General features: G+C 59.1%; 23 protein-coding genes. 11 read left to right on the forward strand and 12 right to left on the reverse strand.

From position 1 onward, the window contains the following. Positions 1 to 6 precede the first annotated feature (6 nt). Entirely contained in the window at positions 7 to 2,514 is a 2,508-nt protein-coding gene (locus tag AC6EI9_RS12935; protein WP_498468119.1) for a DUF1254 domain-containing protein, read from the reverse strand. Positions 2,515 to 2,734: 220 nt separating this feature from the next. Here AC6EI9_RS12935 and AC6EI9_RS12940 point away from each other — a divergent pair, with 220 nt between their 5' ends. Genes AC6EI9_RS12940 through AC6EI9_RS12950 form a run of 3 tightly spaced genes read left to right on the forward strand, consistent with a single transcriptional unit; the run spans position 2,735 to position 4,355 of the window. Continuing rightward, on the forward strand, positions 2,735 to 2,857 hold the full coding sequence (locus AC6EI9_RS12940; RefSeq protein ID WP_498468120.1) for a DUF8621 family protein: 123 nt from the start codon (positions 2,735 to 2,737) through the stop codon (positions 2,855 to 2,857). Then, positions 2,854 to 3,924, forward strand: a complete 1,071-nt coding sequence (locus AC6EI9_RS12945; RefSeq protein WP_498468121.1) for a DUF3326 domain-containing protein — start codon at positions 2,854 to 2,856, stop codon at positions 3,922 to 3,924. Before AC6EI9_RS12940 ends, AC6EI9_RS12945 begins: the two co-directional genes overlap by 4 nt. Continuing rightward, positions 3,924 to 4,355, forward strand: a complete 432-nt coding sequence (locus tag AC6EI9_RS12950; protein WP_498468122.1) for a YchJ family protein — start codon at positions 3,924 to 3,926, stop codon at positions 4,353 to 4,355. The genes AC6EI9_RS12945 and AC6EI9_RS12950 overlap by 1 nt, the downstream gene beginning before the upstream one ends. 3 nt (positions 4,356 to 4,358) lie before the next feature. Here the strand turns inward: AC6EI9_RS12950 and ald are convergent, their stop codons facing one another. Genes ald through AC6EI9_RS12975 form a run of 5 tightly spaced genes read right to left on the reverse strand, consistent with a single transcriptional unit; the run spans position 4,359 to position 10,181 of the window. Then, positions 4,359 to 5,498, reverse strand: a complete 1,140-nt coding sequence (gene ald / locus AC6EI9_RS12955; RefSeq protein ID WP_498468123.1) for an alanine dehydrogenase — start codon at positions 5,496 to 5,498, stop codon at positions 4,359 to 4,361. A gap of 29 nt (positions 5,499 to 5,527) precedes the next feature. After that, positions 5,528 to 7,261, reverse strand: a complete 1,734-nt coding sequence (locus AC6EI9_RS12960) for an NAD+ synthase (protein WP_498468125.1) — start codon at positions 7,259 to 7,261, stop codon at positions 5,528 to 5,530. A 6-nt stretch (positions 7,262 to 7,267) separates the two neighbouring features. Next, the gene (locus AC6EI9_RS12965) at positions 7,268 to 7,858 is read right to left on the reverse strand and encodes a nicotinate-nucleotide adenylyltransferase (protein ID WP_498470077.1); all 591 of its coding nucleotides are present in this window, start codon (positions 7,856 to 7,858) and stop codon (positions 7,268 to 7,270) included. Between the two features lie 2 nt (positions 7,859 to 7,860). Next, positions 7,861 to 9,171 (reverse strand): GTP-binding protein, encoded by a 1,311-nt coding sequence (locus AC6EI9_RS12970; protein ID WP_498470078.1) that lies wholly within the window; start codon positions 9,169 to 9,171, stop codon positions 7,861 to 7,863. Continuing rightward, positions 9,168 to 10,181, reverse strand: coding sequence for a CNNM domain-containing protein (locus tag AC6EI9_RS12975; protein WP_498468127.1), 1,014 nt, complete (start codon positions 10,179 to 10,181; stop codon positions 9,168 to 9,170). Before AC6EI9_RS12975 ends, AC6EI9_RS12970 begins: the two co-directional genes overlap by 4 nt. Before the next feature lie 113 nt (positions 10,182 to 10,294). Between AC6EI9_RS12975 and AC6EI9_RS12980 the strand changes: the two genes are divergently transcribed. Then, on the forward strand, positions 10,295 to 11,587 hold the full coding sequence (locus tag AC6EI9_RS12980; RefSeq protein ID WP_498470079.1) for an aminopeptidase P N-terminal domain-containing protein: 1,293 nt from the start codon (positions 10,295 to 10,297) through the stop codon (positions 11,585 to 11,587). A 12-nt stretch (positions 11,588 to 11,599) separates the two neighbouring features. Here AC6EI9_RS12980 and AC6EI9_RS12985 read toward each other — a convergent pair whose 3' ends face one another. Further along, positions 11,600 to 12,352: an HAD family hydrolase gene (locus AC6EI9_RS12985; RefSeq protein ID WP_498470080.1), complete on the reverse strand. Its 753-nt coding sequence runs from the start codon at positions 12,350 to 12,352 to the stop codon at positions 11,600 to 11,602. A gap of 112 nt (positions 12,353 to 12,464) precedes the next feature. Between AC6EI9_RS12985 and AC6EI9_RS12990 the strand changes: the two genes are divergently transcribed. From AC6EI9_RS12990 to AC6EI9_RS13000, 3 genes are all read left to right on the forward strand, one after another. Beyond that, the gene (locus AC6EI9_RS12990) at positions 12,465 to 12,968 is read left to right on the forward strand and encodes a 30S ribosomal protein PSRP-3 (RefSeq protein WP_498468128.1); all 504 of its coding nucleotides are present in this window, start codon (positions 12,465 to 12,467) and stop codon (positions 12,966 to 12,968) included. Next, a complete protein-coding gene (locus tag AC6EI9_RS12995; protein ID WP_498468129.1) occupies positions 12,969 to 13,202 on the forward strand; it encodes a hypothetical protein in 234 nt (77 codons plus the stop codon). 178 nt (positions 13,203 to 13,380) lie between these two features. Beyond that, entirely contained in the window at positions 13,381 to 14,079 is a 699-nt protein-coding gene (locus tag AC6EI9_RS13000) for a M23 family metallopeptidase (RefSeq protein WP_498468130.1), read from the forward strand. A 161-nt stretch (positions 14,080 to 14,240) separates the two neighbouring features. Here the strand turns inward: AC6EI9_RS13000 and atpC are convergent, their stop codons facing one another. Next, complete coding sequence (gene atpC, locus AC6EI9_RS13005; RefSeq protein WP_498468131.1) at positions 14,241 to 14,651, reverse strand: ATP synthase F1 subunit epsilon; 411 nt, start codon at positions 14,649 to 14,651, stop codon at positions 14,241 to 14,243. 76 nt (positions 14,652 to 14,727) lie between these two features. Beyond that, positions 14,728 to 16,191 (reverse strand): F0F1 ATP synthase subunit beta, encoded by a 1,464-nt coding sequence (gene atpD / locus AC6EI9_RS13010; protein WP_498468132.1) that lies wholly within the window; start codon positions 16,189 to 16,191, stop codon positions 14,728 to 14,730. Positions 16,192 to 16,410: 219 nt separating this feature from the next. Between atpD and groES the strand changes: the two genes are divergently transcribed. The 3 genes from groES (at position 16,411) to AC6EI9_RS13025 (ending at position 19,960) form a co-directional block, all read left to right on the forward strand. After that, a complete protein-coding gene (groES, locus tag AC6EI9_RS13015; protein WP_066911278.1) occupies positions 16,411 to 16,722 on the forward strand; it encodes a co-chaperone GroES in 312 nt (103 codons plus the stop codon). Between the two features lie 74 nt (positions 16,723 to 16,796). After that, positions 16,797 to 18,431 carry a chaperonin GroEL gene (gene groL / locus AC6EI9_RS13020; RefSeq protein ID WP_498468133.1) on the forward strand — a complete coding sequence of 545 codons (1,635 nt, stop codon included), beginning with the start codon at positions 16,797 to 16,799 and terminating at the stop codon, positions 18,429 to 18,431. 206 nt (positions 18,432 to 18,637) lie between these two features. Then, positions 18,638 to 19,960: an ammonium transporter gene (locus AC6EI9_RS13025; protein ID WP_498468134.1), complete on the forward strand. Its 1,323-nt coding sequence runs from the start codon at positions 18,638 to 18,640 to the stop codon at positions 19,958 to 19,960. Positions 19,961 to 20,001: 41 nt separating this feature from the next. On the opposite strand, the gene secG is transcribed toward AC6EI9_RS13025, so the two are convergent. Beyond that, a complete protein-coding gene (gene secG, locus AC6EI9_RS13030) occupies positions 20,002 to 20,232 on the reverse strand; it encodes a preprotein translocase subunit SecG (RefSeq protein ID WP_067095859.1) in 231 nt (76 codons plus the stop codon). Positions 20,233 to 20,256: 24 nt separating this feature from the next. Continuing rightward, positions 20,257 to 21,888 carry a 2,3-bisphosphoglycerate-independent phosphoglycerate mutase gene (gene gpmI / locus AC6EI9_RS13035; RefSeq protein ID WP_498468136.1) on the reverse strand — a complete coding sequence of 544 codons (1,632 nt, stop codon included), beginning with the start codon at positions 21,886 to 21,888 and terminating at the stop codon, positions 20,257 to 20,259. Between the two features lie 149 nt (positions 21,889 to 22,037). Here gpmI and pyrR point away from each other — a divergent pair, with 149 nt between their 5' ends. Beyond that, a complete protein-coding gene (pyrR, locus tag AC6EI9_RS13040) occupies positions 22,038 to 22,598 on the forward strand; it encodes a bifunctional pyr operon transcriptional regulator/uracil phosphoribosyltransferase PyrR (RefSeq protein WP_498468138.1) in 561 nt (186 codons plus the stop codon). Positions 22,599 to 22,620: 22 nt separating this feature from the next. Here the strand turns inward: pyrR and AC6EI9_RS13045 are convergent, their stop codons facing one another. Next, positions 22,621 to 23,466: a hypothetical protein gene (locus AC6EI9_RS13045; RefSeq protein WP_498468139.1), complete on the reverse strand. Its 846-nt coding sequence runs from the start codon at positions 23,464 to 23,466 to the stop codon at positions 22,621 to 22,623. Positions 23,467 to 23,500: the final 34 nt, after the last annotated feature.

Here is a 23,500-nt window from a genome sequence, read left to right on the forward strand (position 1 = left end):
GATGTTTCAAGCCTCGGCGTTCAGCAGTTCAATGAAGCTGTAGTAATCCATGCCATGCAGCTCTTTGCCGCTGTTGAGCAGTGATCCCAGTGCCTCACCGCTGCCTGAATGCATTCTCTCCAGCGCCTCTCCCAGATCTGTCTCCAGGAAAGAGTGCCTGTCGGTGTTGCTTCCTTGCTCTAATGCACAGGCAAACCTCAGAACTGAGGCTTGAAACTTGTGCAGCGGATCGATTGCGAGCAGCTCGTGTTGATTGACTCTGTTCCAGAGTCCGCTCAGTGCTCCCCCCAGGGCTCTGTTGAGGATGACCTGGCTTTTGGCGACATCCTGAGCTTCACGCATCGAACTACGAATGACTTGATGAGGTGCGGTGTCGGTCACGGAATTCAATCCCCTCGCGTTGTCATTCATGGTTGTGCAGGTCAGCACTTCATAGGCAGCATTGACGAGGCCATCAATGATCTGATCACGGCTCTCTTCAGAATGTCCGTTGCGCTCAAGTGCCCAATCGAGTGTGGTGAGCGGTGAAATCACACTCGATTCAGCATCAGCAAGTAGCAGACCCTCATAGGGCTGGCCGGTGAGAATGTCAGTCCCCCCTCGATGAATCAAGGTGCCCTTTCCTGGAAGGGATGACTGCACGTACTGCCCGTTCTCATCGGTGGTCACCGTATCGAGTTTGGACCAATCGTGATTCTTTTCTCCCTGGTGAAGATAAACATGCCCGAATTGCAGAAGGCCATCGGTTGTGGTGACAAGCTTCTCAACAAAAGGAGGTTTCCAGCGCCGAAATGGATTTTGGCTGAAAATCGAAGCGCTCTTGTCTGTGCTGTTGCCCGAAGGTATTGGGTTGTAGAGCCTCAGGATCAGATTGAAATTGTCACTCTCATCGCTTTGAGTCGGGGTCGGCAGCCAGTACTGATCAGTGCTGCTCGAGCTCGGTGAAGTGGAGGCGAGAGTGATTGAGAGATCATCCTTCCCGTAACTCTCCGCATCGTCGTATTGATTGGATCCAAGGGAATACACCCCTGTCGTGGGGTTGAATTTGTTTTTCAGATAAAAGCTGTTGAGATTCTCTTCATCGGTTTCAACAAGAAAATTGTCGTTGTTGTAAACGGTGACCGACCAGAACCCTGGTTGATTAATTGGCACCAGCTTGCCATCTTTGGGCTTGAAAGTGATACTGTAATCGTGTTTGGATGATAACTTTTCTGGGTGTTTTCGGCTTTTGCCAATCCCTTTGTTCGTCTGTGGGTAGGTTCCGTCTGATGCCAGGTTTGCCCCAAGCCCAACATCTGCAACTGCGGCGGCGGTGATCCAACCTGCGTAGTCAGGGTCGTACTGACCCAGGGTGGTGTTGATGGTCCAGTAATGGTCCTTGATGACCGGATCGCTGGAGCTGCTGATCAGGTCAATCGCGTTGAGGGCGTCATTGTGCCCTTTTCTGATCTCACGCCGTTGGTTGTCTGGGAACGAATAGTGATTTCCGTTGCTCTGAGCTCTTAGGTCGATCGAATATGTTCCGGATCCGAAGGCGTTGAAGACGTTTTTCTGATTGTAAAGCTTTCCTGTTGGATTCAGTTCGCCGTTGATGTTAGTCCCGGAGTAGAAAACAAGTGGTTGACCATCGTAGCTGTTGTTGTAGACCGCGTTGGAGAGTTGGGTGAAAAACTGTTGTGCTGTTTTTGATTCTCGTTGCACATTTGAGGTTGAATAATCCTCGACCTCACTCCCTGTGAAGTCGACATTTGCCTTGAATTCTTTGTTTAAATTTCGGATCTTGTTGATTGCCAGTGTCTGGGGCTTGTTCTGCATCAACTCCTGATAGGGCGTTGGATTGTCGTCATGTCTGCTTGCGCCTGTCAGGTAGGGGTCGACATTGATGCGTCCCAGTACCCAGGCCTGCGGACTTGCGAGGGCGATGGCATCTTGATCTTTGGCCAGGGCATGATTGATGACATCGCTAGATGCACCAGCCCAGTAGAAGGTTCTTGTGGCAATGTCTGGGCTGTTGTTATTACGCTGGGCTTGATCAGCAGATCCACTGCTGAACTGAACGTTGGTATAGGGATCAATGACCTGAATTCCAGTGTAAATGCCTTCCTGTAGTTCGGGAATTGGATATGTAATCGTGACAACTTTGTTTGAAAGGTCCAGGAAGGCATTGGAGTACAACACTTCCGTATTTGGAGATACGATTGTCTCTCCATCGTCGATTTTCCTTGCATTGAAGAAGCTGTTGGCTGGCTGTCCTCCCTGCTGGCTGTCGGTGATGTATTCACCCTGCTTCTCCCAGAACTGCTGAATCGGCAACCCCCAGGCAGTTGCAATCACAGCCCCGATGTAGCTGTCAGTGATGTCCGGATCAGAGAGGCTGGTCAGTGGATTTTTGTCGATATTTGATAAATTCTTCTCTACTTGTTTGTACAATAACTTGTAAAAACTTAAAATATTGCTCGGTGATTGTTCGGCAGCAGTACTTGATAGCGGGCCTGGCAAGGAGCTCGAAGACATGTCAGCTCATGGTCACTTTTTTCAGTTTTAGGCATGATCTACGTGTGTGTGAAGCTCTGAAACCTCGCTCTTTCACAAAGAATCCGCTGGATCAATCCGCGAGGATCACAGCGATGCCACCTGATTTGTTTTCGGTCTTTATCTTTTGGTCATGAAGCTCACTTTCAGGAGGTTGTCGCTGATCAGTCCCGAGTCGTGCGCCATCAACGATCTTCGTTCCTTGGTTCTCAAGCAGCTGCAACGGGAGGGTGAGCCGTTGCGCTGGGCGATCACCTCCATCCAGCGCTCCCCTGAAACATCCCGGGTTGCGCTTGAGGTTGAAGCCGTGCTGATCAACCCATGACGGTCTTCGCCGCTCCGTTGCCCACGCTGATGGTCGTGCCGACAGGCATCGGCTGTGAGATCGGTGGGTTCGCTGGCGATGCCTTGCCAAGTGCCCGCCTGCTGGCGGCAGCCAGCGGTTGCCTGATCACCCATCCCAATGTGATCAACGGAGCCGCGTTGTATTGGCGTGATCCGCGCATTCACTACGTGGAGGGGTATGGCCTCGATCGCTTCGCCTCAGCTGCCTGGGGACTGCGTCCGAGGCGCAGTCAGCGCATCGGCCTGTTGCTGGATGCCGGCATCGAGTCGGACCTGCTGCTGCGACATCGTCAGGTCGCGGAGGGTTGCAGGGCCAGTCTTGGCCTTGATGTCAACGCGGTGGTCCGCACCGATGAGCCTCTGGGTGTGCATCTGGCAGCCGGCGCCAGCGGCACAAGCTGGGGGGCGTTGGATCGACCCGATGCACTTCTGAGAGCGGCCGATCGCCTCAAGGCGGCAGGTTCCACCGCCATTGCCGTGGTGGCTCGATTCCCCGATGATCCGGACGCTGAGACGTTGGCGGCCTATCGCCACGGCACGGGTGTCGATGCTCTTGCCGGCGCTGAAGCGGTGATCAGTCATCTGCTGGTTCGGCATCTGCGGATTCCCTGTGCTCACGCGCCAGCACTGGAGTCTCTGCCCCTCGACGCTGACCTTGATCCCAGAGCTGCAGGGGAGGAGCTCGGCTACACCTTTCTTGCCTGTGTGTTGGTGGGTCTGAGCAGGGCGCCTGATCTGCTGGATCTGTCCTCCGGCTGTTCGATTGCTGCAGATGACCTCGTCGCCGACCAGCTGGGTGCCGTTGTGGTGCCGGACGGCGCGCTTGGAGGAGAGGCTGTGCTGGCCAGCCTGGAACGTGGCATTCCTGTGATCGCGGTCAACAATCCAGGCGTGCTGTCGGTCAGTGCAGAGGCTCTGGGTTGTGGGAACCAGATCCTGAAAGCCGGCTCCTACGCCGAAGCCGCGGGCCTGGTGACCGCCCTGCGCGAGGGGATCGCCACCGCTTCTCTGGTGCGACCTCTGCCTGCCCTGCAGGAGCTGAATTGATGGCACTGGGCTTTGCAAATTCCGGAGAGCGTCCCTGTCCATGTGGAAGCGGAGATTCACTGATTCACTGCTGCGGCCCGCTTCACCGAGGCAGGCTGAAGGCGGAGACCGCGGAGCAATTGATGCGATCCCGCTATTCCGCTTACGCCCTCTCGGAGGTGGATTATCTGATCGCCACCCACCCTGATGCCGCCTGTGCAGCTGCTGAGCGACGGCGAGAGCTGCGGGCGAGTTGTCGCCAGACCCGTTGGCATGGCCTCAGGGTGCTGGCCACAGAGGCCGGTCGCCCGGATGATCTTGAGGGCACCGTGCGTTTCGAGGCCGTGTTCAGTGCCGGTGGGCAACGCCATGTTCTGAAGGAACACTCGCTGTTCCGCAGGCGTGATGGTGCAGCGACAGGCGAGTGGCTCTACATCCGCTCACTGGACTGACGATCAGCGCAGGCAGGCCATCGGGTGGCGCGGTGGAACCCCCAGAGCTTTGGCGACTCCTGGATGGCAGACCGCTCCCTTGACGGTGTTCAGACCCGAGAGCAGCTCCGGACGCTCAGTGACGGCTTCCTCGAGCCCTCGGCCTGCGATGCCGAGGATGTAGGGCAGGGTCACGCTCACCAGAGCTTCGGTGGAGGTGAAGGGCACGGCTCCGGGCATGTTGCCAACGGCATAGTGCTGCACGCCATGGATGAACACCGTTGGATCCGTGTGCGTGGTTTCACGGCTCGTGGCCACACAGCCTCCCTGATCAACAGCGACGTCGACGATCGCTGATCCCGGCGTCATCTGCTTGACCATCTCCTCATCCACCAGAGTTGGTGCCCGGCCGCCAGGGGTCAGCACCGCACCGATCAGCAGATCCGCGGTAGGCACCAAACGCTCCAGCAGTCCACGGCTGCTGACCATGCTGATCAGCCGCCCACGGCGGTCGGCCTCAAGGCTGCGTAACCGCTCGGGGGAGCGATCCAGAAGCAGCACCTCGGCATCCATCGCGGCAGCGAGCCGTGCCGCATTCCAGCCCACCGTGCCGGCTCCCAGCACGACGACGCGGGCCGGACGCACGCCGGTGCAACCACCAATCAAAACGCCGCGGCCGCCGTTGGGGCGTTCCAGAAGCCTTGCTCCCACCTGCGCAGCGAGTCGTCCTGCGATTTCGCTCATGGGGGCCAGCAGCGGCAGGCTTCCGTTCTCCAACTGCACCGTTTCGTAGGCCACCCCTGTGGTGCCTGCATCCAGAAGGGCCTCGCCCACCTGGCTGTAAGCCGCAAGATGCAGGTAGGTGAACAGCACCATGTCGTCCCGCAGAAGACTGAACTCCTCCGGCTGCGGCTCCTTCACTTTCACCACCAGATGAGCAGCCCAGGCTTCCTCGCGGTCCACAAGCCTGGCTCCTGCCGCTGCAAAAGCGTCGTCACTAATACCTGCCCCTGCTCCGGCTCCGTTCTGAATCCGCACCTCAAGGCCCTGGGTCACCAGTTCGCGGACTGCATCCGGGGTGAGCGCCACACGCTGCTCATCGGCCTTGATCTCAGTGGGAACCCCGATACTGGCCATCGGGGCCGTCAGAACGGAATGGGCCATGGAGGACTGAGTCGTGTCCTCAATGTGGCTCAGACGGCGGCGATCGGCAGCCGCCAGCCGCTGCCGAAGGCCTGGGCACTCACCTTCAGCAATGGCGCTGCCTGTCTGCGCTTGAACTCAGCTCGCCTGAACAGGCTCTCGATCCGTTGCACCTCCTCAGGATCGTGGCCAGCTGCTATCAGCTGCTGGCCGCTGAGACGGCGTTCGATCATGTCGATCAGCAGGGGGTCAAGCCGGTTGTAGTCGGGAAGTGAGTCGCTGTCCTTCTGATCAGGTCGCAGTTCGGCACTGGGAGGTTTCTCGAGAATGGCACTGCCGATCAGCGCCCCCTCGTCAGGGAGTTCCAGTTGCTGGCGGCACGGGCTTGCCTCGCTGCTGTCGATCCATCGGCACAACGCGAACACGGTGGATTTGTACAGATCACCGATCACGGCCAGGCCCCCGTTCATATCGCCGTAGAGGGTGCAGTAGCCCACAGCGAGCTCCGATTTGTTCCCTGTGGTGAGCAGCAGCTGTCCCTGCTGATTGGCCATGGCCATCAGCAGAGTGCCACGGATGCGCGACTGCAGATTTTCGGCTGTCACCCCTGAGGGAACGTTTCCCAGGGCTGGGGTCAATGTCGCCTGGAAACCGTCCATCAGGGTTTCGATCGGAACGATGGCGTGGGCGATTCCCAGTCGATCCGCAAGCTTGAGGGCATCTGCGAGTGATGCTTCCGAACTCCACGGAGATGGCATCAGCAGAGTTTGCACCTGATCGGATCCGAGGGCCGCGGCAGCGATCACCGCCACCAGCGCCGAGTCGATGCCTCCACTGAGGCCGAGCAGGACTTTCTGGAAGCCACATTTGCCGGCATAGTCCTTCACTCCGGTCACCAGAGTGCGGAACAGGGCTTCCATCTCCTGCTGTTCAGTCTGGGTTGGCTGTGTCGTGGCTGATTCAATGCCTGCCGAGGGGGCCCTGTCTGCGGCATGCCAGATCTGTATCGCTTCACGGCAGTCCGGAAGCTGCAAAAGCGGCGTCTCGCCGTTGCTGCCCATCACGAAGCTGGCGCCGTCGAACACCAGTTCGTCATTCCCTCCCACCTGATTGACGTAAACCACCGGGCAGCCAAGGCGCTGTGCCGCACGTGCGGCCAACTGGCGCCGCATTGCAGCCTTTCGGCGGCCAAACGGTGAGGCTGAGCAGTTGATCAGTGCATCGATCCGCGCGGGGATCAGATCGCCCACAGGGTCTGGTCCCACCAGGCGACGTCCATGCAGTTCTTGGTCGACCCACAGGTCTTCGCAGATGGTGATCCCCAGTCGCCAGTTGCGGTCTCCGCTGCGGAGTGTGATCTGCCCAGATCCATGACTGGGTCTGAAGTATCGCGTTTCGTCAAAGACGTCGTAACTGGGTAACAGTTGCTTACGGGCCACCACGTGATCGCCGTCGACTTGCACGAGGGCGATGGCGTTGAACAAAGCAGGATGCAAGGCATCGTCTGCTGGATCAGCGACTCCCACCAGCAGTGCGATGTCCGACTGACGGGTAGCCAGACCACTGCGGAGAGCAGCGAGGGCTTCCCCTTGCCGTTGCAGGTGCGTGGGGCTGAACAGAAGATCCCTTGGTGGATAACCCCAGAGCGATAGCTCGGGGGTGACCAGCAGGTCCGGTTGGCTGCCCGTGGTCTCGATCAGGCTGTCGAGGCCTTGCAGAATGCGGGTGGCATTGCCCAGCAGGTCGCCCACAACAGGATTGATCTGGGCCAGGGCAACGCGCATCGGCACTCAGGGGTTGGCGGCATTGAATCCGTAAAGATTGTGCTTCAGCAGCAGAGGCCAGAGGCATTTCGGCACCTGCTGTCGTTTCTGCTGTTGCTTCACCTCTGAACTGGCAGCAGCGGGAATGCCCAGAGGCAGCACCCGCGCAGAGGCTCCCATCTGGCGAAGGGTCTCCAGAGTGCACGGCTCCAGGGGCCATCCCTCACGGGGCACGACGCCAAGATTGCATTGCTGCAACAAGCGCTGTGACTCTTTCCATGCTGGGATCTGCTGAGCGAGATCGCTTCCCACCACAAAACAGAGGCGGTGGTCAGGCCAACGTTCGCTGGCCCGTTCCAGTGTGGTGACGGCAAAGGGGCTGCTCAGCTCCTGCGCCAGTTGCAGCCGGGGACTGGCGATCGATTCAACCAGAGTTTTCAGCAGGTCACAACGCTGCTCAAGATCAGCGTCATGGCATTTCATCGGGTTGTCACTGGCCCATGTGGCGACTCGGTCAAACTGGGTCAACAGTCCTATCAGCAACGCCTGATGGCCCACGGTCGGAGGGTCGGCACTGGTCCCGAGCAGTGCAATCTCAGCTCTGGCCGGTGTCGCCATGGTCAGGGCAACAGCGAGGGCAGCGGTGGACGGTTCTGCTGCTGGGGCCACTCCTGCATCAGCTCGACGATGCCGTGATCCGACTGTGCCAGCCGCCGCATCAGAGTGGCTGGCCCTGGCTGAAGTCGACGCCCCCGGCCCCGTTCCTCCAGTAGCCAGCGTGCCGTCATCCGACCGGTGCGTCGTGTCGTGTGCACGGCCAGTGCCGCCTGGGCCAGGGCCACTGGTGCGGCGGGGGCCAGTGTCAGGCCAGCGCTGAAGGGTGCGGCCAGCAGCAACAGCTGGCGCAATGAGCCCAAGGCGACCTGGAGCCCCAGCTGTGCTCCCCCCAGCAGAGCGTTCTGCCCGCTCAGCTGGCGGATCAATTTGCGGGCCGCTGGTCCCCCAAGAGGAAGGCCATAAAGAGAGCAAAGCTGGCGGACAAGGGCCGCATCGCAGGCGAATCCCCCAGCCAGATCCAAAAGCAGCAGCGGGTTGGCGGCGACGCCGGTGGCCTTGAGCGCGGCGTAGCGCCCGATCAGTCCCTGTGCTTCCCTTCGGCGTCGCTGCACTCTCCCTGTCTCCAACTGTTGCTGAATTCGCGTGGCCTGCCTCAGGCTGTTGAGCAACAGCAGGCTCTGGCCGTGTTGTTCCAGCAGACGGCTGAGACCGCTCGCCAGTGCCTCCACGTCGGCCGGTTGCTCACGGCTGCGGATGCGGCCATCGCTCAGTTGAACAGCCCTGCGCGGTGCGGCGGACACCGCCAGCGGAGCCGGCAGTCCTGCTGGAAGTCGGCTGTGGATGCTGCGCAGCAGATCCGGCAGTTGATCCTCTGGCCAGCAGTCGCTGCGGTTCAGCACCGTCAACACCGGCTTGCCCATGGTCTGGAGCGTATCCAGGGCCTCCAGTTCCACACGTGTGATGTCGCCGTCCAGTACGAAAAGCACCAGATCCGCATGCAGAGCCACCCTGGCCGCCAGTCGCGCCCGAGCCGGACCATCCACCTCGTCGATGCCAGGGGTGTCGACCAGTTCGACGTTGTGCAGGCCTGGAACGAATCTTGGCCAGGCCACCGCCTGCTGCTGACGCGTGCAGCCGTGGGCCACATCCGTGGCCATCAGCTGTTGACCGATCAGGGCATTCACCAAGCTGGACTTGCCGACGCCCACACGGCCGAAGACCGAGATTCGAAGCCTGCTCTGATCCAGACGTTCAAGCTGGCGATCCAGAACCTGCAGCGCGCCGGCCAGAAGACTCTGTTCCCGACGATTCAGTTCAAGCTTCTCTCGCCAACCCTGCAGCAGAACTCGGCAGCGATCCTCCATGGCTCTCATGGCGCTGCCTCGCCTGAGGTCTTTCTCCACCAGCCGGCCAGAACGGCCAGCACGGCCTCCGGGCCAATCACGCCAACGAAGCCACCGAATTCATCCACAACGACCCGCACACCGCTGTTGTCACGATGGAAGCCGGTCAGCAGGCGGTCGGCTCGGATCATTTCGGGAACGAACTCAGCCGGCTCACTGAGATCGGCTGGCGTCAGATGTCCCTTGTTGCGCACCAGGGCGCTCAGCAAACGGTCACGGTTGGCGACGCCGAGCACCTTGTCCACCGCGTCGCCCAGGACCACCCACCACTGCGCTTCATTCTCGAGCAGTTCAACACGCAACTTCTCGATGTTGCAGGCGCCATCAAGGGTTGGAGCTGCCACTCGCGGTGTCATCAGATCACGCGCAGTGAGGTCATTGAGCAGGAAAACCTTGGAGATCATGGCGGCTTCATCGGCCTCGATCTGCCCTTTCTGAGATCCGAGTTTTGCCAGCAGCCGGATCTCTTCTTCATCCGTGCTGATTTCACTCTCCTCGGTAATTGCGGGAAGCAGTCGCTCCAGCAGCAGCACCAGTGGTCGCATGATCACGCCCAGCCAATGCAGAACCGGAGCGCTTGCCAGGGAGACCGGCAATGCCAGGCGGCTTCCGATCGCTTTGGGCAGGATCTCCCCGAGCAGGATCACCAGAACCGTGAGGCTGACCGAAAACAGGGCCAGAGCTCCATTCCCTGCGTCCATCTGTTCCGTGAACACCCAGGAGGCGTAGCCACCGAGCATCAGGCTTCCAAAGATGTTGAAGCCGTTGTTGGTGATCGCCAGCACCGACAGGGTCCGACCCAGACGCAGCCTCAGCTGGGCCAGCCTGCGGGCTCCGGCCACCGGTTTCGGCCGGGCTGCAAGTTCATGCACGCGCACCGGATTCACGGTGAGCAGCGCTGCTTCCACTCCGGAGCAGAGGGCGGATCCGGTCAGCACCACCACCACCAGCAAGAGAAGGATCAGCAGGTCGGAGGTCATGCGCGGGCGCTTTGACTGCCATCCTGGCGTTTCTCCGGTGCCCTGTCTCTCTCGTGGCTGATCTCGCCCCTGTTTTTGATGCTCAGCTGTTCGCGGATCGGCGCGAGCGTTTCATGGCTGAACTGGGCGGGGTCGCCGCGGTGATCCCTGCAGCGACGCTGGTCACACACCATGCGGATACCGAGTGGCCGTTCCGCCAGAACAGCGATTTCTGGTACCTGACAGGGTTTGATGAGCCCGATGCCGTGGCCTTGTTCCTGCCTCATCGCCCTGAGGGTGAGAGGTTTGTGCTCTTCGTGAATCCCCGCGAGCCTGCTGCTGAGGTCTGGACCGGTCGGCGCTGGGGTTGTGAGGGCGCGGTGGAGCGCTTCGGAGCTGATCTCTCCCATCCGCGCGTGGAGCTCGATGCCCTGCTGCCTCAGTACCTCGACGGTGCAGAGGGGATCGCCTTTCGTGTTGGCAGCCACCCCTCGATCGAACCTCTGGTGTTGCGTTCATGGGGTGCTCAGCTTGATCGGGTCTCACGCACCGGCAGTGCCGCGCAGGCTCTGCTGGCTCCCTGCCCGCTGCTGCACCGGATGCGCTTGCGAAAGCAACCCGCTGAACTGGAACGGCTCCGTGAGGCGTGCAGGATCTCAGCCTCCGCCCATGAGCTCGCCAGGGCTGCCGTGCGACCCGGAATCACCGAGCGGAAGATTCAGGCTCTGATCGAACAGCATTTTCTCGAGCTGGGAGCCCGTGGAGCCGCCTATGGCTCGATCGTTGCCGGCGGCGACAATGCCTGCGTGCTGCACTACATCGACAACAGTGCAGTGCTGCAGGACGGTGATCTCCTGCTGATTGACGCCGGTTGCTCCCTCCGCGATTACTACAACGGCGACATCACACGGACATTTCCGGTGAGCGGCCGTTTCAGTGGAGAGCAGCGGGAGCTCTACTCCCTGGTGCTGGCGGCTCAGGAAGCAGCGATTGAGAGGGTCAAACCCGGACACACCGCCGAGGACGTGCATGACGCGGCTGTGCATGTTCTGGTGGAAGGTCTTGTGGATCTGGGACTTCTGGTGGGAGAGGTCGACGGCCTGATCGAGCAGGGAAGCTACCGGCATCTGTATATGCATCGAACCGGCCACTGGCTTGGGCTGGATGTTCACGATGTCGGTGCCTATCGGCTCGGCGAGCATCATGTGCAGCTGGAGCCAGGCATCGTCCTCACGGTGGAGCCTGGTCTCTACATCAGTGACCGTCTTGCGGTTCCCGAAGGTCAGCCTGCGATTGACGAGCGCTGGAAGGGGATCGGTATCCGCATCGAGGACGATGTCGCGGTCAGGGACCTTGAGGAAGTCTCCAGCGGTCATGAAGTTCTCACTGCCGGAGCTCTCAAGGCGGTGGCAGACATGGAACGCTAATGGCTTACTGCGTCAGCGAATGGGCGCTGAGTGCCCCTGGCTGTCAGATCCTTCGCGGCCCTTCGACCATGGGATCGCCGCTTCAGTGCTGGGCAGGATCAGATCTGCACCGGCGGACATCAGCTGCTGCTCATAGGCGCTTCGTTCCTGGGTTCCGGGCAGAAGATGCGGTGGTGACACTGCGAGACTGATCCACTGCCGGTCAGGTCGTTGGGCCCTGGCGTTGAGAACAGTCTGAACATCGGCGACCGTGTCACCCAGGTAGGCGACAACGCCCCCGCTGCGCTGGGGCAAAAGGCTGTCACTGAGTTGTACAAGACCTGTTGGGTCAGGTTTGTCAGGGGCATCGCCCATGGCGATCAGGGGGGGATTGACCAGCCCCAGACGCTGCTGCAGCACGAAGCGCGCTGAAGGAGGTTCCGCGCCACTCACGAATCCCCAACGCCAACTGTTCCGATCCAGCGCGGTGAAGAAGTCGGGTTGCACCCGTAAGGGTTCATCGCTGATGTATCCGGTCCAGGCGCCTGGGTCGCCATCGGGATCGCCGCCAAAATAGAAATTGCTGAAAACCTCGATCAGGTCTTGCCTCGCCGGCGGGGATGTGCCGTGCCGGCGCAGCAGCTCAAGGCTTGCATCCCAGTCGTTGTTCCAGCGTCCTTCGCCCTTGAGAGCATCGATGCAGGCCGGAGCGGGCAGCCAGCCGCTGTAATGCTCAACGGTCGCCTGGAGGGCTCTGCGATAACTGCCAGACACGTCACGGATCACTCCGTCGATATCGAACAGCAGAAGCTGGCTGGTGGATGCGTGCCGGTCCAGGGGATGGGCTTTGGCGGCTGGTAGGTTAGTTCTTTGTCCTTGATTCTTGAGCGCTGACACCATGACGGTTTCCGAAGGCGCTGCCGTCGACCAAGAGGTCGCCACCGAGGCAGCAGCAGCTGATCAGGCTCCTCAGAGCACAGAAGCCGATCAGCAGCAGGAGCCGAAGGAAGGTCGTCCCGTGATGCGTGGCGGCAGCGCCGCACTGGCATCAGCCACGATCGATGCTGATGGTGTGCCATCCGGATACACACCGAAGGCCGATGAGGGACGCTTCCTTCTGAAGATTCTCTGGTTGCCCGACAACGTGGCGCTTGCCGTTGATCAAATTGTTGGTGGCGGGCCCAGTCCTTTGACGGCCTATTTCTTCTGGCCTCGGGAAGACGCCTGGGAAACTCTCAAAAGTGAGCTTGAAGGCAAGTCTTGGATCACCGATAACGAACGTGTTGAGGTGTTGAACAAAGCCACTGAAGTGATCAATTACTGGCAGGAAGAGGGCAAGGGCAAGAGTTTGGATGATGCCAAGCTCAAGTTCCCCGATGTGACTTTCTGCGGCACCGCTTGATTGGATTCAATCAGTATTTTGTTGATTTCTGCAGGCAATCAATTGCCTGCTTTTTTATGTCAAGAAATCTATTTTGGACAGCTTTATACAGTCTTTGCCTCAATGACTGAATCGTTGAAAAAGTCTTCTCTGCGTGGACTGGAACTGACTGCTTGCAGCGATGCTCTGCTGCTTTTATCTGCAGCTTGCAATAGTGTTCTGCTTCGAGGTGGGTCTTCGATGAATGGGTTTTGACGCTGCCATTCATCAGAATGATTGCTTGATTTTTTGATGGTGATATTGATCACCAATCCCGGCTCACTTGACCGTCAGGCCTCCGCAATAGTCTGTTACACTCTCACGGAATATTTTTAATGGGTTGATTTCTTTCTCTTCGTTGTTCGCGCTTGGACTGTCCTCTGCGACGTTTGCAGTGACATCAAGCGTGGAGATTTTGAATGGATTCGCTCCATTCAGGATTCAGGATTCTGAAAGATCAGCCCTTCACGGCAAGAGTGGGAAAACTATTGATCAGGTTTCTTCGCCACTGTTGAACAAGCGATCCATAGTCGCTTTGTTTGAGCAACATTGTTTGCATGAGGCTGCAGCAGCTGAGGTCGCTTCTGCTCCGTTGCCTGAATCTTCTTGGTCTGCCGGGACTTTTGAAGCGGCGCCCGATTCTATTGCCCAAGTCTGTTCATTTTCATCCTTCGCTGACTATCTGAATGAGTTGTCGCTGAAGGCCTACTCTCTGCCTGCATCAGGCGTTTTCACCTCGGGCTTTGGGCCGCGCTGGTCGCGGCATCATTCAGGTATCGATATCGCCAATCACGTTGGAACATCCATTCATGCTTCACGGCGTGGGGAGGTGGTTTTCGCGGATTATCTCGGTGCTTATGGATTGATGGTTGAAATTAAGCACTCCGATGGATACAGGACGCGTTATGCGCATTGCAATGAAGCCCTTGTTCAAGTTGGTGAGAATGTCGGTCGTGGTGATCTGATTGCAAGGATGGGGAATACGGGACGCAGTACAGGTCCCCATCTTCATTTCGAAATCAGATCGCCTGAAAATATCGCGGTTGATCCAGCCTCGTTCTTGAAAGGAATCCTGATTAATCAGGAGGTATGAGACTTTTTGCTGATTGCCAGTCAATGTCAGCCTTGAGCTGCATTGATCTGGATGGTGATCAACCCGGTTTTGGTTTCTGCAAAAAATTCAAGATCAAACATTTGATCTCCTGAATCAAACCTTGCCCAAAGAGTGAAGCCGAAGGGGCAAGGATCGAATCATCAGCTCTGATTGATTGCAGCCTGGGCGCGGGCTCTTGCGCGGTTAAGGCTCTGCTGGGCTTTCACCTTTTCAGGCGATGTCGGCTGGCCTTCCAATTTGCTCACGGCGCTGCGTGCAGCCTGCAGTTCGCTTTCGGCAGAGCTGCCATCAATCGAGCTTCCCAGTTCAGCGGAATTCACCAACACGGTGACATCATCGGCTTCCACCTCTGCAAACCCACCCATCAGGGCGATGGATTTCCAGCCACCGTCCGCACGGACACGCAAAACGCCCACATCAAGCGCTGCCAGGAGTGAAACGTGGCCGGGAAGAATGCCCAGCTGCCCAGTGGTGCTTGGGAGTATGACCTCATCAGCAGAGCCATCGAACACGCTCTGGTCTGGTGCCAGCACGCGGAGGGTGAGGGACATGGATGTGAAGTGTTGGGGTAAAAGCTTGGGCGCGAAATGAAAGGACTGGGGCATGAATCTCATGCCCCAGTCGCCATCACTTGGCTTCTTCGGCCATCTTTGCAGCCTTGGCCTTGACTTCGTCGATGTTGCCAACGAGGTAGAAAGCCTGTTCGGGAAGATGATCCAGTTCGCCAGCGAGGATCTGGTTGAAACCACTGATGGTTTCCTCGAGCTTCACGTACTTGCCGGACATGCCGGTGAAGATCTCAGCCACGAAGAAAGGCTGAGAAAGGAATTTCTCGATCTTGCGGGCACGGTCAACGGTGCGGCGATCATCCTCTGAGAGTTCGTCGAGACCGAGAATCGCAATGATGTCCTGCAGTTCCTTGTAGCGCTGAAGCGTGGACTGCACGCTGCGAGCTGTGCGGTAGTGCTCATCACCCACAACAGCAGGCTGAAGCATGGTGCTGGTGGAGTCGAGCGGGTCCACAGCTGGATAGATTCCCTTGGATGCCAGGCCACGGTTCAGCACCGTGGTGGCGTCCAGGTGAGCGAAGGTGGTTGCGGGAGCCGGGTCAGTCAGGTCATCCGCAGGGACGTAAACCGCCTGGATCGAGGTGATGGATCCTTCCAGGGTGGAGGTGATCCTCTCTTGAAGTTCACCCACGTCGGTTCCGAGCGTTGGCTGGTAACCCACAGCGGAAGGCATGCGCCCGAGCAGTGCGGACACTTCCGAACCGGCCTGAACGAAACGGAAGATGTTGTCGATGAACAGCAGCACGTCCTGCTTGTTCACGTCACGGAAATGCTCGGCCATGGTCAGAGCTGAGAGACCCACACGCATGCGAGCACCGGGGGGCTCGTTCATCTGTCCGTAGCAGAGCGCCACCTTGGACTTGGAGAGGTCATCGGCGTTGATCACGCCGGAATCCTTGAATTCCTCGTAAAGGTCGTTGCCCTCGCGGGTGCGCTCACCCACACCGCCGAACACGGAAACACCACCGTGTTCCTTGGCGATGTTGTTAATCAGTTCCTGGATCAGCACGGTCTTGCCGACGCCGGCGCCTCCGAAGAGACCCACTTTTCCGCCCTGGCGATAGGGAGCCAGGAGGTCGATCACCTTGATGCCGGTCTCAAAGACCTTGGGCTTCGTTTCAAGTTCAGTCAGCTTGGGGGCTGAACGGTGGATCGGAGCTGTCGTGTCGGATTTAACCGGACCCTGTTCATCAACAGGCTCTCCGAGAACATTGAAGATGCGGCCAAGGGTTCCTTCGCCGACGGGCACTGAAATCGGTGCACCGGTGTCAAGAGCCTCCATGCCACGGACAAGTCCGTCGGTGGCGCTCATGGAGACGGCGCGGACACGGTGATCGCCCAGCAGCTGTTGGACTTCAGCAGTCAGAGCAACCGCCTGCCCGGCGGTGTTGGTGCCTTCGATGCGGAGAGCGTTGAGAATTTTGGGCAGCTTGCCGGCGGGGAATTCCACGTCCAGAACCGTGCCAATCACCTGGCGGACAACGCCCTTGGTACCGGCGGAGGCGGGAGCAGCAGCGGCCATAAGTAAGGGGGTGTGAGAGGGAAGCGTCTAGAGCAATCCCTTCCTGAGCGGGGCAACGATACCACCGTCGCGAGAGTGGGGGGAGTGGTTCGGTCACCCGCACGCTTGTCCCGTGGCCGAAGTGCAGAACCCGGACATAGGTTGGCACTCGACGACCTTGAGTGCCAGCTCGAGTCGCATCGGCGCTTCGGCGCACTGTCCCTGCTCCTGCAAGAACCCATGGCAGCTGTTTCTCTCAGCGTCTCCACTGTTAAGCCCCTCGGCGATCGCGTTTTCGTCAAGGTTTCAGAATCCGAGGAGAAAACCTCCGGCGGCATCCTGCTTCCCGACACCGCCAAGGAAAAGCCTCAGGTGGGTGAAGTCGTTCAGGTTGGCCCCGGCAAGCGCAACGACGACGGTTCCCGCCAGTCCCCTGAAGTGGGTGTCGGCGACAAGGTCCTCTACAGCAAGTACGCAGGCACCGACATCAAGCTCGGAAGCGATGAGTTCGTGCTCCTGTCCGAGAAGGACATCCTCGCCATCGTCAACTGACCGGCTCCTGACTGCCACGCACCTGAGACAGGTCGGTAGTCACCAACTATCCCTTCCCATCCATTTCCGCCCCCATGGCCAAGCGCATCATTTACAACGAGAACGCTCGCCGCGCTCTCGAGAAAGGCATTGACATCCTGGCCGAGTCTGTTGCTGTGACCCTCGGCCCCAAAGGTCGCAACGTTGTTCTGGAAAAGAAGTTCGGTGCTCCTCAGATCATCAATGACGGCGTCACCATCGCCAAAGAGATTGAACTCGAGGACCACATTGAGAACACCGGCGTCGCTCTGATTCGCCAGGCTGCATCCAAGACCAATGACGCAGCCGGTGACGGCACCACAACTGCGACCGTTCTGGCCCACGCCATGGTCAAAGCTGGCCTGCGCAATGTTGCCGCCGGTGCCAATGCCATCACCCTGAAAAAGGGCATTGACAAAGCGTCCGATTTTCTGGTCGACAAGATCAAGGAAAACGCCAAGCCGATTGCCGACAGCAATGCCATCGCCCAGGTGGGCACCATTTCCGCTGGTAATGACGAGGAAGTGGGTCGGATGATCGCCGATGCCATGGACAAAGTCGGCAAGGAAGGAGTCATTTCCCTTGAAGAGGGCAAGTCGATGACCACCGAACTGGAGGTCACCGAGGGAATGCGCTTCGACAAGGGATACATCTCTCCCTATTTCGCCACTGACACCGAGCGAATGGAAGCCGTCCTGGACGAGCCCTACATTCTGCTCACCGACAAAAAGATCGGTCTCGTGCAGGATCTCGTGCCTGTGCTCGAGCAGATTGCCCGCACCGGCAAGCCTCTGCTGATCATCGCTGAGGACATTGAGAAGGAAGCTCTTGCCACCCTGGTGGTGAACCGTCTCCGCGGTGTCTTGAATGTGGCTGCGGTGAAGGCTCCCGGTTTTGGTGACCGCCGCAAGGCCATGCTGGAAGACATGGCTGTGCTGACCAATGGTCAGTTGATCACTGAAGATGCCGGCCTGAAGCTTGAGAACGCCAAAATCGAGATGCTGGGCACTGCGCGTCGCGTGACCATCAACAAGGACACCACCACCATCGTGGCCGAAGGCAACGACGTGGCTGTCAAAGCGCGTTGTGAGCAGATCCGTAAGCAGATGGACGAAACCGAGTCCACCTATGACAAGGAGAAGCTTCAGGAGCGACTGGCCAAGCTCGCCGGTGGTGTTGCCGTGGTGAAGGTGGGTGCTGCCACCGAAACCGAGATGAAGGACAAGAAGCTTCGGCTTGAGGACGCCATCAACGCGACCAAGGCTGCTGTTGAAGAAGGCATCGTTCCCGGAGGTGGCACCACCCTTGCTCACCTGGCTCCAACGCTTGAGCAGTGGGCCTCCTCCAGCCTTGAGGGTGAAGAGCTGATCGGAGCCAACATCGTGGCTGCCGCTCTGACTGCACCGCTGATGCGTATCGCTGAGAACGCAGGTGTCAACGGTGCTGTTGTGGCTGAAAACGTGAAGGCCAAGAACTTCAACGATGGCTACAACGCCGCCAACGGTGACTATGTCGACATGCTGGCCGCAGGCATCGTGGATCCTGCGAAAGTGACTCGTTCCGGTCTGCAGAATGCTGCGTCAATCGCAGGCATGGTGCTGACCACCGAATGCATCGTTGCCGACATGCCCGAGAAAAAAGAAGCCGCACCAGCCGGAGGCGGCATGGGCGGTGGCGATTTCGACTACTGAGTCGCAGCTTCTCGATCAGGGCCGCCTGGGCGGTCCGTCAAGCCCCGCAGCAGCGGGGCTTTTTTGTTGCCTGCTCGACGTCTCAGGACTGGATCACTCCAAGCGCCTCTCAAAATGTTCGCAATGAACAGTTTTTGGCGCCGAGGTTCTGGAATGGTATCGAGGGTTACAGAAAATACGTGTTTCAGCCTCGTCTGAGGCGATTTTTGATCGCCTTTCTGGTGGTTCCAGCGTTTCAGCTGCTGAGTTCTGCCCTGTTTCCTGCATATGCAGGTGATGCCGCGCTTTCGGCCGCCGATAACACTCTGATCCTGACCTCGGCAGCCCTTGTGCTGCTGATGACCCCTGGATTGGCGTTCTTCTACGGCGGATTCGTTCAGGCTCGCAATGTGCTCAACACGATGGCGATGAGCTTCGTGATGATGGGCATTGCCACGCTGGTGTGGGTCAGCTTCGGATTCAGTCTTGCCTTCTCTGACGGCGGCGCTCTGAATGGAGTGATCGGTAATCCCTTCTCCTTCGCGATGCTGGAGAACGTGCCGGACATCTGGGATGGTTTGGCAATTCCAGGTCTGAGCTTCGCCCTCTTCCAGGGGATGTTCGCAATCATCACGCCGGCCCTGATTTCCGGTGCTCTGGTGGAAAGGATCAGTTTCCGCTTCTGGTGTGTGTTCACGCCTGTCTGGCTGCTGGTGGTTTACGCCCCATTGGCCCACATGCTCTGGGGCGGTGGTTTTCTGGGCAAGGATCTCGACTTTGCCGGTGGCACCGTGGTCCATATCAGCTCGGGCGTGTCGGCACTGCTGCTTGCGGGCCTGGTGGGTTGGCGAAAACAGTGGCCCAATTCCATTCGTCCTCCCCACGATGTGACCCAGATCCTTCTTGGTACTGGTCTGCTCTGGTTCGGCTGGTTCGGCTTCAACGGCGGCAGTCAGCTCTCGGTGCATGGTGCGGAGCTACCGTTCACCACCACCCATATTTCTGCAGCCACAGGACTGGTTGCCTGGTCGCTGATCGAAACATGGCGTGATGGCAAGCCCACTGCTGTCGGCATGGCGACCGGTGCTGTGGCCGGTTTGGTGGGCATCACCCCTGGAGCTGGTTTTGTCACGCCGGGGGCCGGGATGGCGATCGGTGCGATCACCGGTCTGCTTTGTTACTGCTCAGTTCAGCTCAAGGTTTCACTGCGCTTTGATGATTCCCTCGACACCTTTGCTGTTCATGGTGTTGGCGGCACGGTTGGCGCGATCCTGACCGGTGTCTTTGCAAGTGCGGAACTGATCTCCAGTCACCCAGCAGGTCAGGTTCTCGCTGACAAGGGCAGGCTGGCCTTGATCGGTGGCCAGGTTCAGGCCGTGTTGGTGACCTATGGGTTGGCTGCGCTTGGGACTCTGCTGATCGCAGCAGTCTTGAGAGGCCTTGGTCTTCCTTTCCGAGTGACGGAAGAGGCTGAAAACCTCGGCCTTGATGTGCGTGAGCATGGTGAGGAGGCTTACCCGGAAAGGATCGGCTCTCCCCAGTTTCGTTAAGTCGCGATCTGCTTGGACCTGTTGATGTCGGCCCTGCTGATTCAGTTCAGCCAGCCGGCACTCAGGATCACAGCCAGCGTGAGAAAGATCGCCAGGGTGGTCCAGGTGATGCGATTGAGGGTCGCTTCAGCGCTGCTGGCACTTGTGAACGAGGTGCTACCGCTGGCGGCAAGTCCACCCATGCCATCACCCTTGGGGCTGTGCAGCAGCACAAACAGGATCAGCAAAAGGCCGCTGCCGATCCAGATCCAGGAGAGAACGGTGGTAATCATGGGCAGATCTTATGTCCGAGCCGATCAGACCGGTTGTGGCAGGCGAGCGGTGGAGGGCACAGGCGTCTCGATTGGTTCGATCAGGGTGCTGCCGGTCATGGCATCGGGTTTCTCGAGATCGAGCAGCTGCAGAAGAGTGGGTGCGATGTCAGCAAGCCCGCCGTTATCCCTCAGGCGGATCGCATTGCCCATGCCGCGCAGTTTTCTGCGTTCCCCCTCCACAAGAACCAGAGGAACGGGATTGGTGGTGTGTGCCGTCCAGGCTTGACCGTCATCGCCCTGCATCCGCTCGGCGTTGCCATGGTCTGCAGTGATGATCATCGTTCCTCCCATGCGTCCCACGGCATCGAGCAATCGTCCGATGCACTGATCCACTGTCTCAATGGCTTCGACGGCGGCCTCCATCACGCCGGTATGTCCGACCATGTCTGGATTGGCGTAATTGATCACCACCAGCGAATAGATCCCCTTTTCGATGGCTTCGATGCAGCTCACGGTGAGGGTTTCGGCGTTCATGGCCGGGGCCAGGTCATAGGTGGCGACGCGTGGGGAGGGCACCAGATGACGGTCTTCTCCCTCCAGCGGCTGCTCAACGCCACCGTTCATGAAATAGGTGACATGGGGGTATTTCTCTGTCTCAGCCGTTCGGTACTGGCGCAGTCCGTGTGATGCCACCACCTGGCCCAGCAGGTCATCAAGGGACTCGGGAGGAAAGACCACCTCCACAGGCAGCCCGGCTTCGTACTGCGTGAACGTGACCACGTCCAGCTGAGGCTGATGGGGGAGTTCGAAATCGGCGAAGTCGTTCCTCGCCAGGCACTGAATGATCTGTCGGGCCCTGTCGGGCCTGAAATTGAACATCAGCAGGGCATCGCCATCGTTCAGATGGGTCGCCTTCAGACGCGTGGGTTCAACGAACTCATCGGTGGTGCCGCCGTCGTAGCTGGCTTGCAGCACTTCAGCCGCCGACAGCTCGCTCACCGGAACCTCAGGGGAAGTGAGCAGTTCATGGGCGCGGGCTGTGCGCTCCCAGCGCCTGTCGCGGTCCATCGCCCAGTAACGGCCACAGATGCTGGCGATTTCACCGACTCCACAGGACTGGATGGTGTCCTCAACCTGCTTCAAGTAGATCGGAGCACTCTGCGTGGGGGTGTCCCGTCCATCGGTGATCGCATGGATCGCAACGTGTTTCAGGTCTTCGTCGGCTGCCCACCGCAGCAGTCCGCACAAGTGATCCACGTGGCTGTGCACGCCACCGTCCGAGCAGAGGCCCAGTAGGTGAAGCGTTCCGTTGCTTGCACGCAGACGTTCGGCCAGTTCATGCAGTTTCGGAACGGCACGCAACTGGTTGTCGCGAACCGTGTCGCCGATCCGCACGAGTTCCTGGCGGATGATCCTGCCCGCGCCGATGGTGAGATGCCCGACCTCGGAATTGCCCATTTGCCCATCAGGCAATCCCACATAGGCGCCGCTTGCCTCAATCAGCGTCTGGGGGTAGGCGTGACGCAGCGCATCGATGACGGGAGTACTGGCGGCTCGGATGGCGTTGTGACTGGCATCGCTGCGCTCGCCCCACCCGTCCAGGATCGCCAGAACAACGGGAGCAATGGATCGCTCCCTGCTTGGTCGTCCTGTATGGCGATCGGCGACGTTCACTCAGCTCTATCCGTTCTTAAGGTCTTCTCTAGATTCATAAGTTACCCCCGGATCACGCCGCTGGTGAACTCTTGTGCTGACGATGGTCAGCTTTTGCGGATCTGGCAGGTGATATCCGACATACAGTCGTCTATCCCACTGCATCGGTCATGGTGACGTCTGGGAACAGTGAGCGGATCGAGATCCTTTCAGCCGAGGACGTCGGCAGAACTCTGTCGCGCCTGGCTTCCCAGGTTCTTGAATGCGTGGGAGAGGTCGAGCAGCTGCTACTGCTGGGAATTCCCACCCGTGGTGTTCAGTTGTCAGCGGTGCTGGCCCGATTCCTTCAAGAGCAGAGCGGTCGGGAGATTGCTCAGGGCACGCTCGATCCGACCTTCCATCGCGATGATCTCGAGCGAGTGGCCATGAGGCCTGTGCAGGCGACTGAGCTGCCGGTGAGCGTCGAAGGACGTGATGTGCTGTTGGTCGATGACGTGATTTTCACCGGACGTACCGTCCGTGCTGCTTTGGAAGCGATCCAGGCCTGGGGACGGCCCCGCAGGGTGATGCTGCTGGTGATGGTGGACCGCGGTCATCGGGAGCTGCCGATTCAGCCTGATTTCTGCGGTCGATCCGTTCCCACGCGGCGGAGCGAAACCATCGAGCTCAGACTCCTGGATGTTGATGGAGAGGAAGGCGTTTTCCTGAGGAGTGTTCAGGCAGCGAACTGAATCTCCTGCCAGTGCATGGTCTTCATCGTCTCTTCGCCTTGCAGAGGCTCTCCGGTCCTTCCTCAACCAGAACGCCGCCCAGATCAGCACACCCGGCAACAAAGGCACTCCACGGATCCATGCCGCTGGACAGCCGCTCTTCCACAGCTGTATTCAGTCGTTCAGGATCGACCGTGTGAGCAGGTAGAGCCCCATGGCTGTGATGCTCCTGCCGATCGCGCAGATTCTGGATGGCTTCCTCCACCTGTCTGCGCAGAGGTAGCGCATGGGTCTGCCACCAGGGGTGGTCCAGTTGATTCAGCACGCTCAGTGCTTCCCACCACTGCTGTCGTTGCACTTTGTCCCTCAGCCGCTCGTGATCGACTTTGTTGCGGTTCCAGGTCTCGCGCAGGCTGTCGCTCAGCTGTGTTCCCGGCCTCTGGCCCTGACGTTCCAGTGGCCTGAGAGTGATGAGGGCCTGTTCGAGATCTCCCGCTCTGAACTGATCCAGTGCCCGCTCGCGCAGGGTCTGTCGCCACTGGAGCAATCTGGACCGATCTCTGCCTCGCTGCTCTTCACTGCCAACATTCGAGTTGACAAGCTGTGACTGCAGGGTGAGTGCTTGGCTGCTGTCGCCTCCTTCCCAGGCAAGTTCAGCCTGACGGCGACGGCAGACCGCCTGTTCACTGGGTGCTTCCCGGTCCAGCCATCGCAGTGCCGCAAGCTGTTCGCCGTAGCTCAGGCAGGCCTCAAGATCTCCGCGTGACGCTGCTTCACGCAGCCGACCCGGCAACTGCTGTTCCCACCAGTAGGCATAACCACAAAGGGCTGCAACACCACCCAGTGTGGCGATCAGCCAAAACCTCGGGAGATGGCGACGCAGCGCCAAGGGTGGTCAGGGAACGACAGACACCTTTCTATGG

This window comes from Synechococcus sp. MIT2312 (assembly GCF_059772315.1).

What these genes read in the sequence shown, in the direction of transcription:
- AC6EI9_RS12935 (WP_498468119.1), bottom strand. Translation starts at nt 2,514, where the DNA reads ATGTCTTCGAGCTCCTTGCCAGGCCCGCTATCAAGTACTGCTGCCGAA.
- AC6EI9_RS12945 (WP_498468121.1), top strand. Translation starts at nt 2,854, where the DNA reads ATGACGGTCTTCGCCGCTCCGTTGCCCACGCTGATGGTCGTGCCGACA.
- AC6EI9_RS12950 (WP_498468122.1), top strand. Translation starts at nt 3,924, where the DNA reads ATGGCACTGGGCTTTGCAAATTCCGGAGAGCGTCCCTGTCCATGTGGA.
- ald (WP_498468123.1), bottom strand. Translation starts at nt 5,498, where the DNA reads ATGGCCCATTCCGTTCTGACGGCCCCGATGGCCAGTATCGGGGTTCCC.
- AC6EI9_RS12960 (WP_498468125.1), bottom strand. Translation starts at nt 7,261, where the DNA reads ATGCGCGTTGCCCTGGCCCAGATCAATCCTGTTGTGGGCGACCTGCTG.
- AC6EI9_RS12965 (WP_498470077.1), bottom strand. Translation starts at nt 7,858, where the DNA reads ATGGCGACACCGGCCAGAGCTGAGATTGCACTGCTCGGGACCAGTGCC.
- AC6EI9_RS12970 (WP_498470078.1), bottom strand. Translation starts at nt 9,171, where the DNA reads ATGAGAGCCATGGAGGATCGCTGCCGAGTTCTGCTGCAGGGTTGGCGA.
- AC6EI9_RS12975 (WP_498468127.1), bottom strand. Translation starts at nt 10,181, where the DNA reads ATGACCTCCGACCTGCTGATCCTTCTCTTGCTGGTGGTGGTGGTGCTG.
- AC6EI9_RS12980 (WP_498470079.1), top strand. Translation starts at nt 10,295, where the DNA reads ATGGCTGAACTGGGCGGGGTCGCCGCGGTGATCCCTGCAGCGACGCTG.
- AC6EI9_RS12990 (WP_498468128.1), top strand. Translation starts at nt 12,465, where the DNA reads ATGACGGTTTCCGAAGGCGCTGCCGTCGACCAAGAGGTCGCCACCGAG.
- atpC (WP_498468131.1), bottom strand. Translation starts at nt 14,651, where the DNA reads ATGTCCCTCACCCTCCGCGTGCTGGCACCAGACCAGAGCGTGTTCGAT.
- atpD (WP_498468132.1), bottom strand. Translation starts at nt 16,191, where the DNA reads ATGGCCGCTGCTGCTCCCGCCTCCGCCGGTACCAAGGGCGTTGTCCGC.
- groES (WP_066911278.1), top strand. Translation starts at nt 16,411, where the DNA reads ATGGCAGCTGTTTCTCTCAGCGTCTCCACTGTTAAGCCCCTCGGCGAT.
- groL (WP_498468133.1), top strand. Translation starts at nt 16,797, where the DNA reads ATGGCCAAGCGCATCATTTACAACGAGAACGCTCGCCGCGCTCTCGAG.
- secG (WP_067095859.1), bottom strand. Translation starts at nt 20,232, where the DNA reads ATGATTACCACCGTTCTCTCCTGGATCTGGATCGGCAGCGGCCTTTTG.
- pyrR (WP_498468138.1), top strand. Translation starts at nt 22,038, where the DNA reads ATGGTGACGTCTGGGAACAGTGAGCGGATCGAGATCCTTTCAGCCGAG.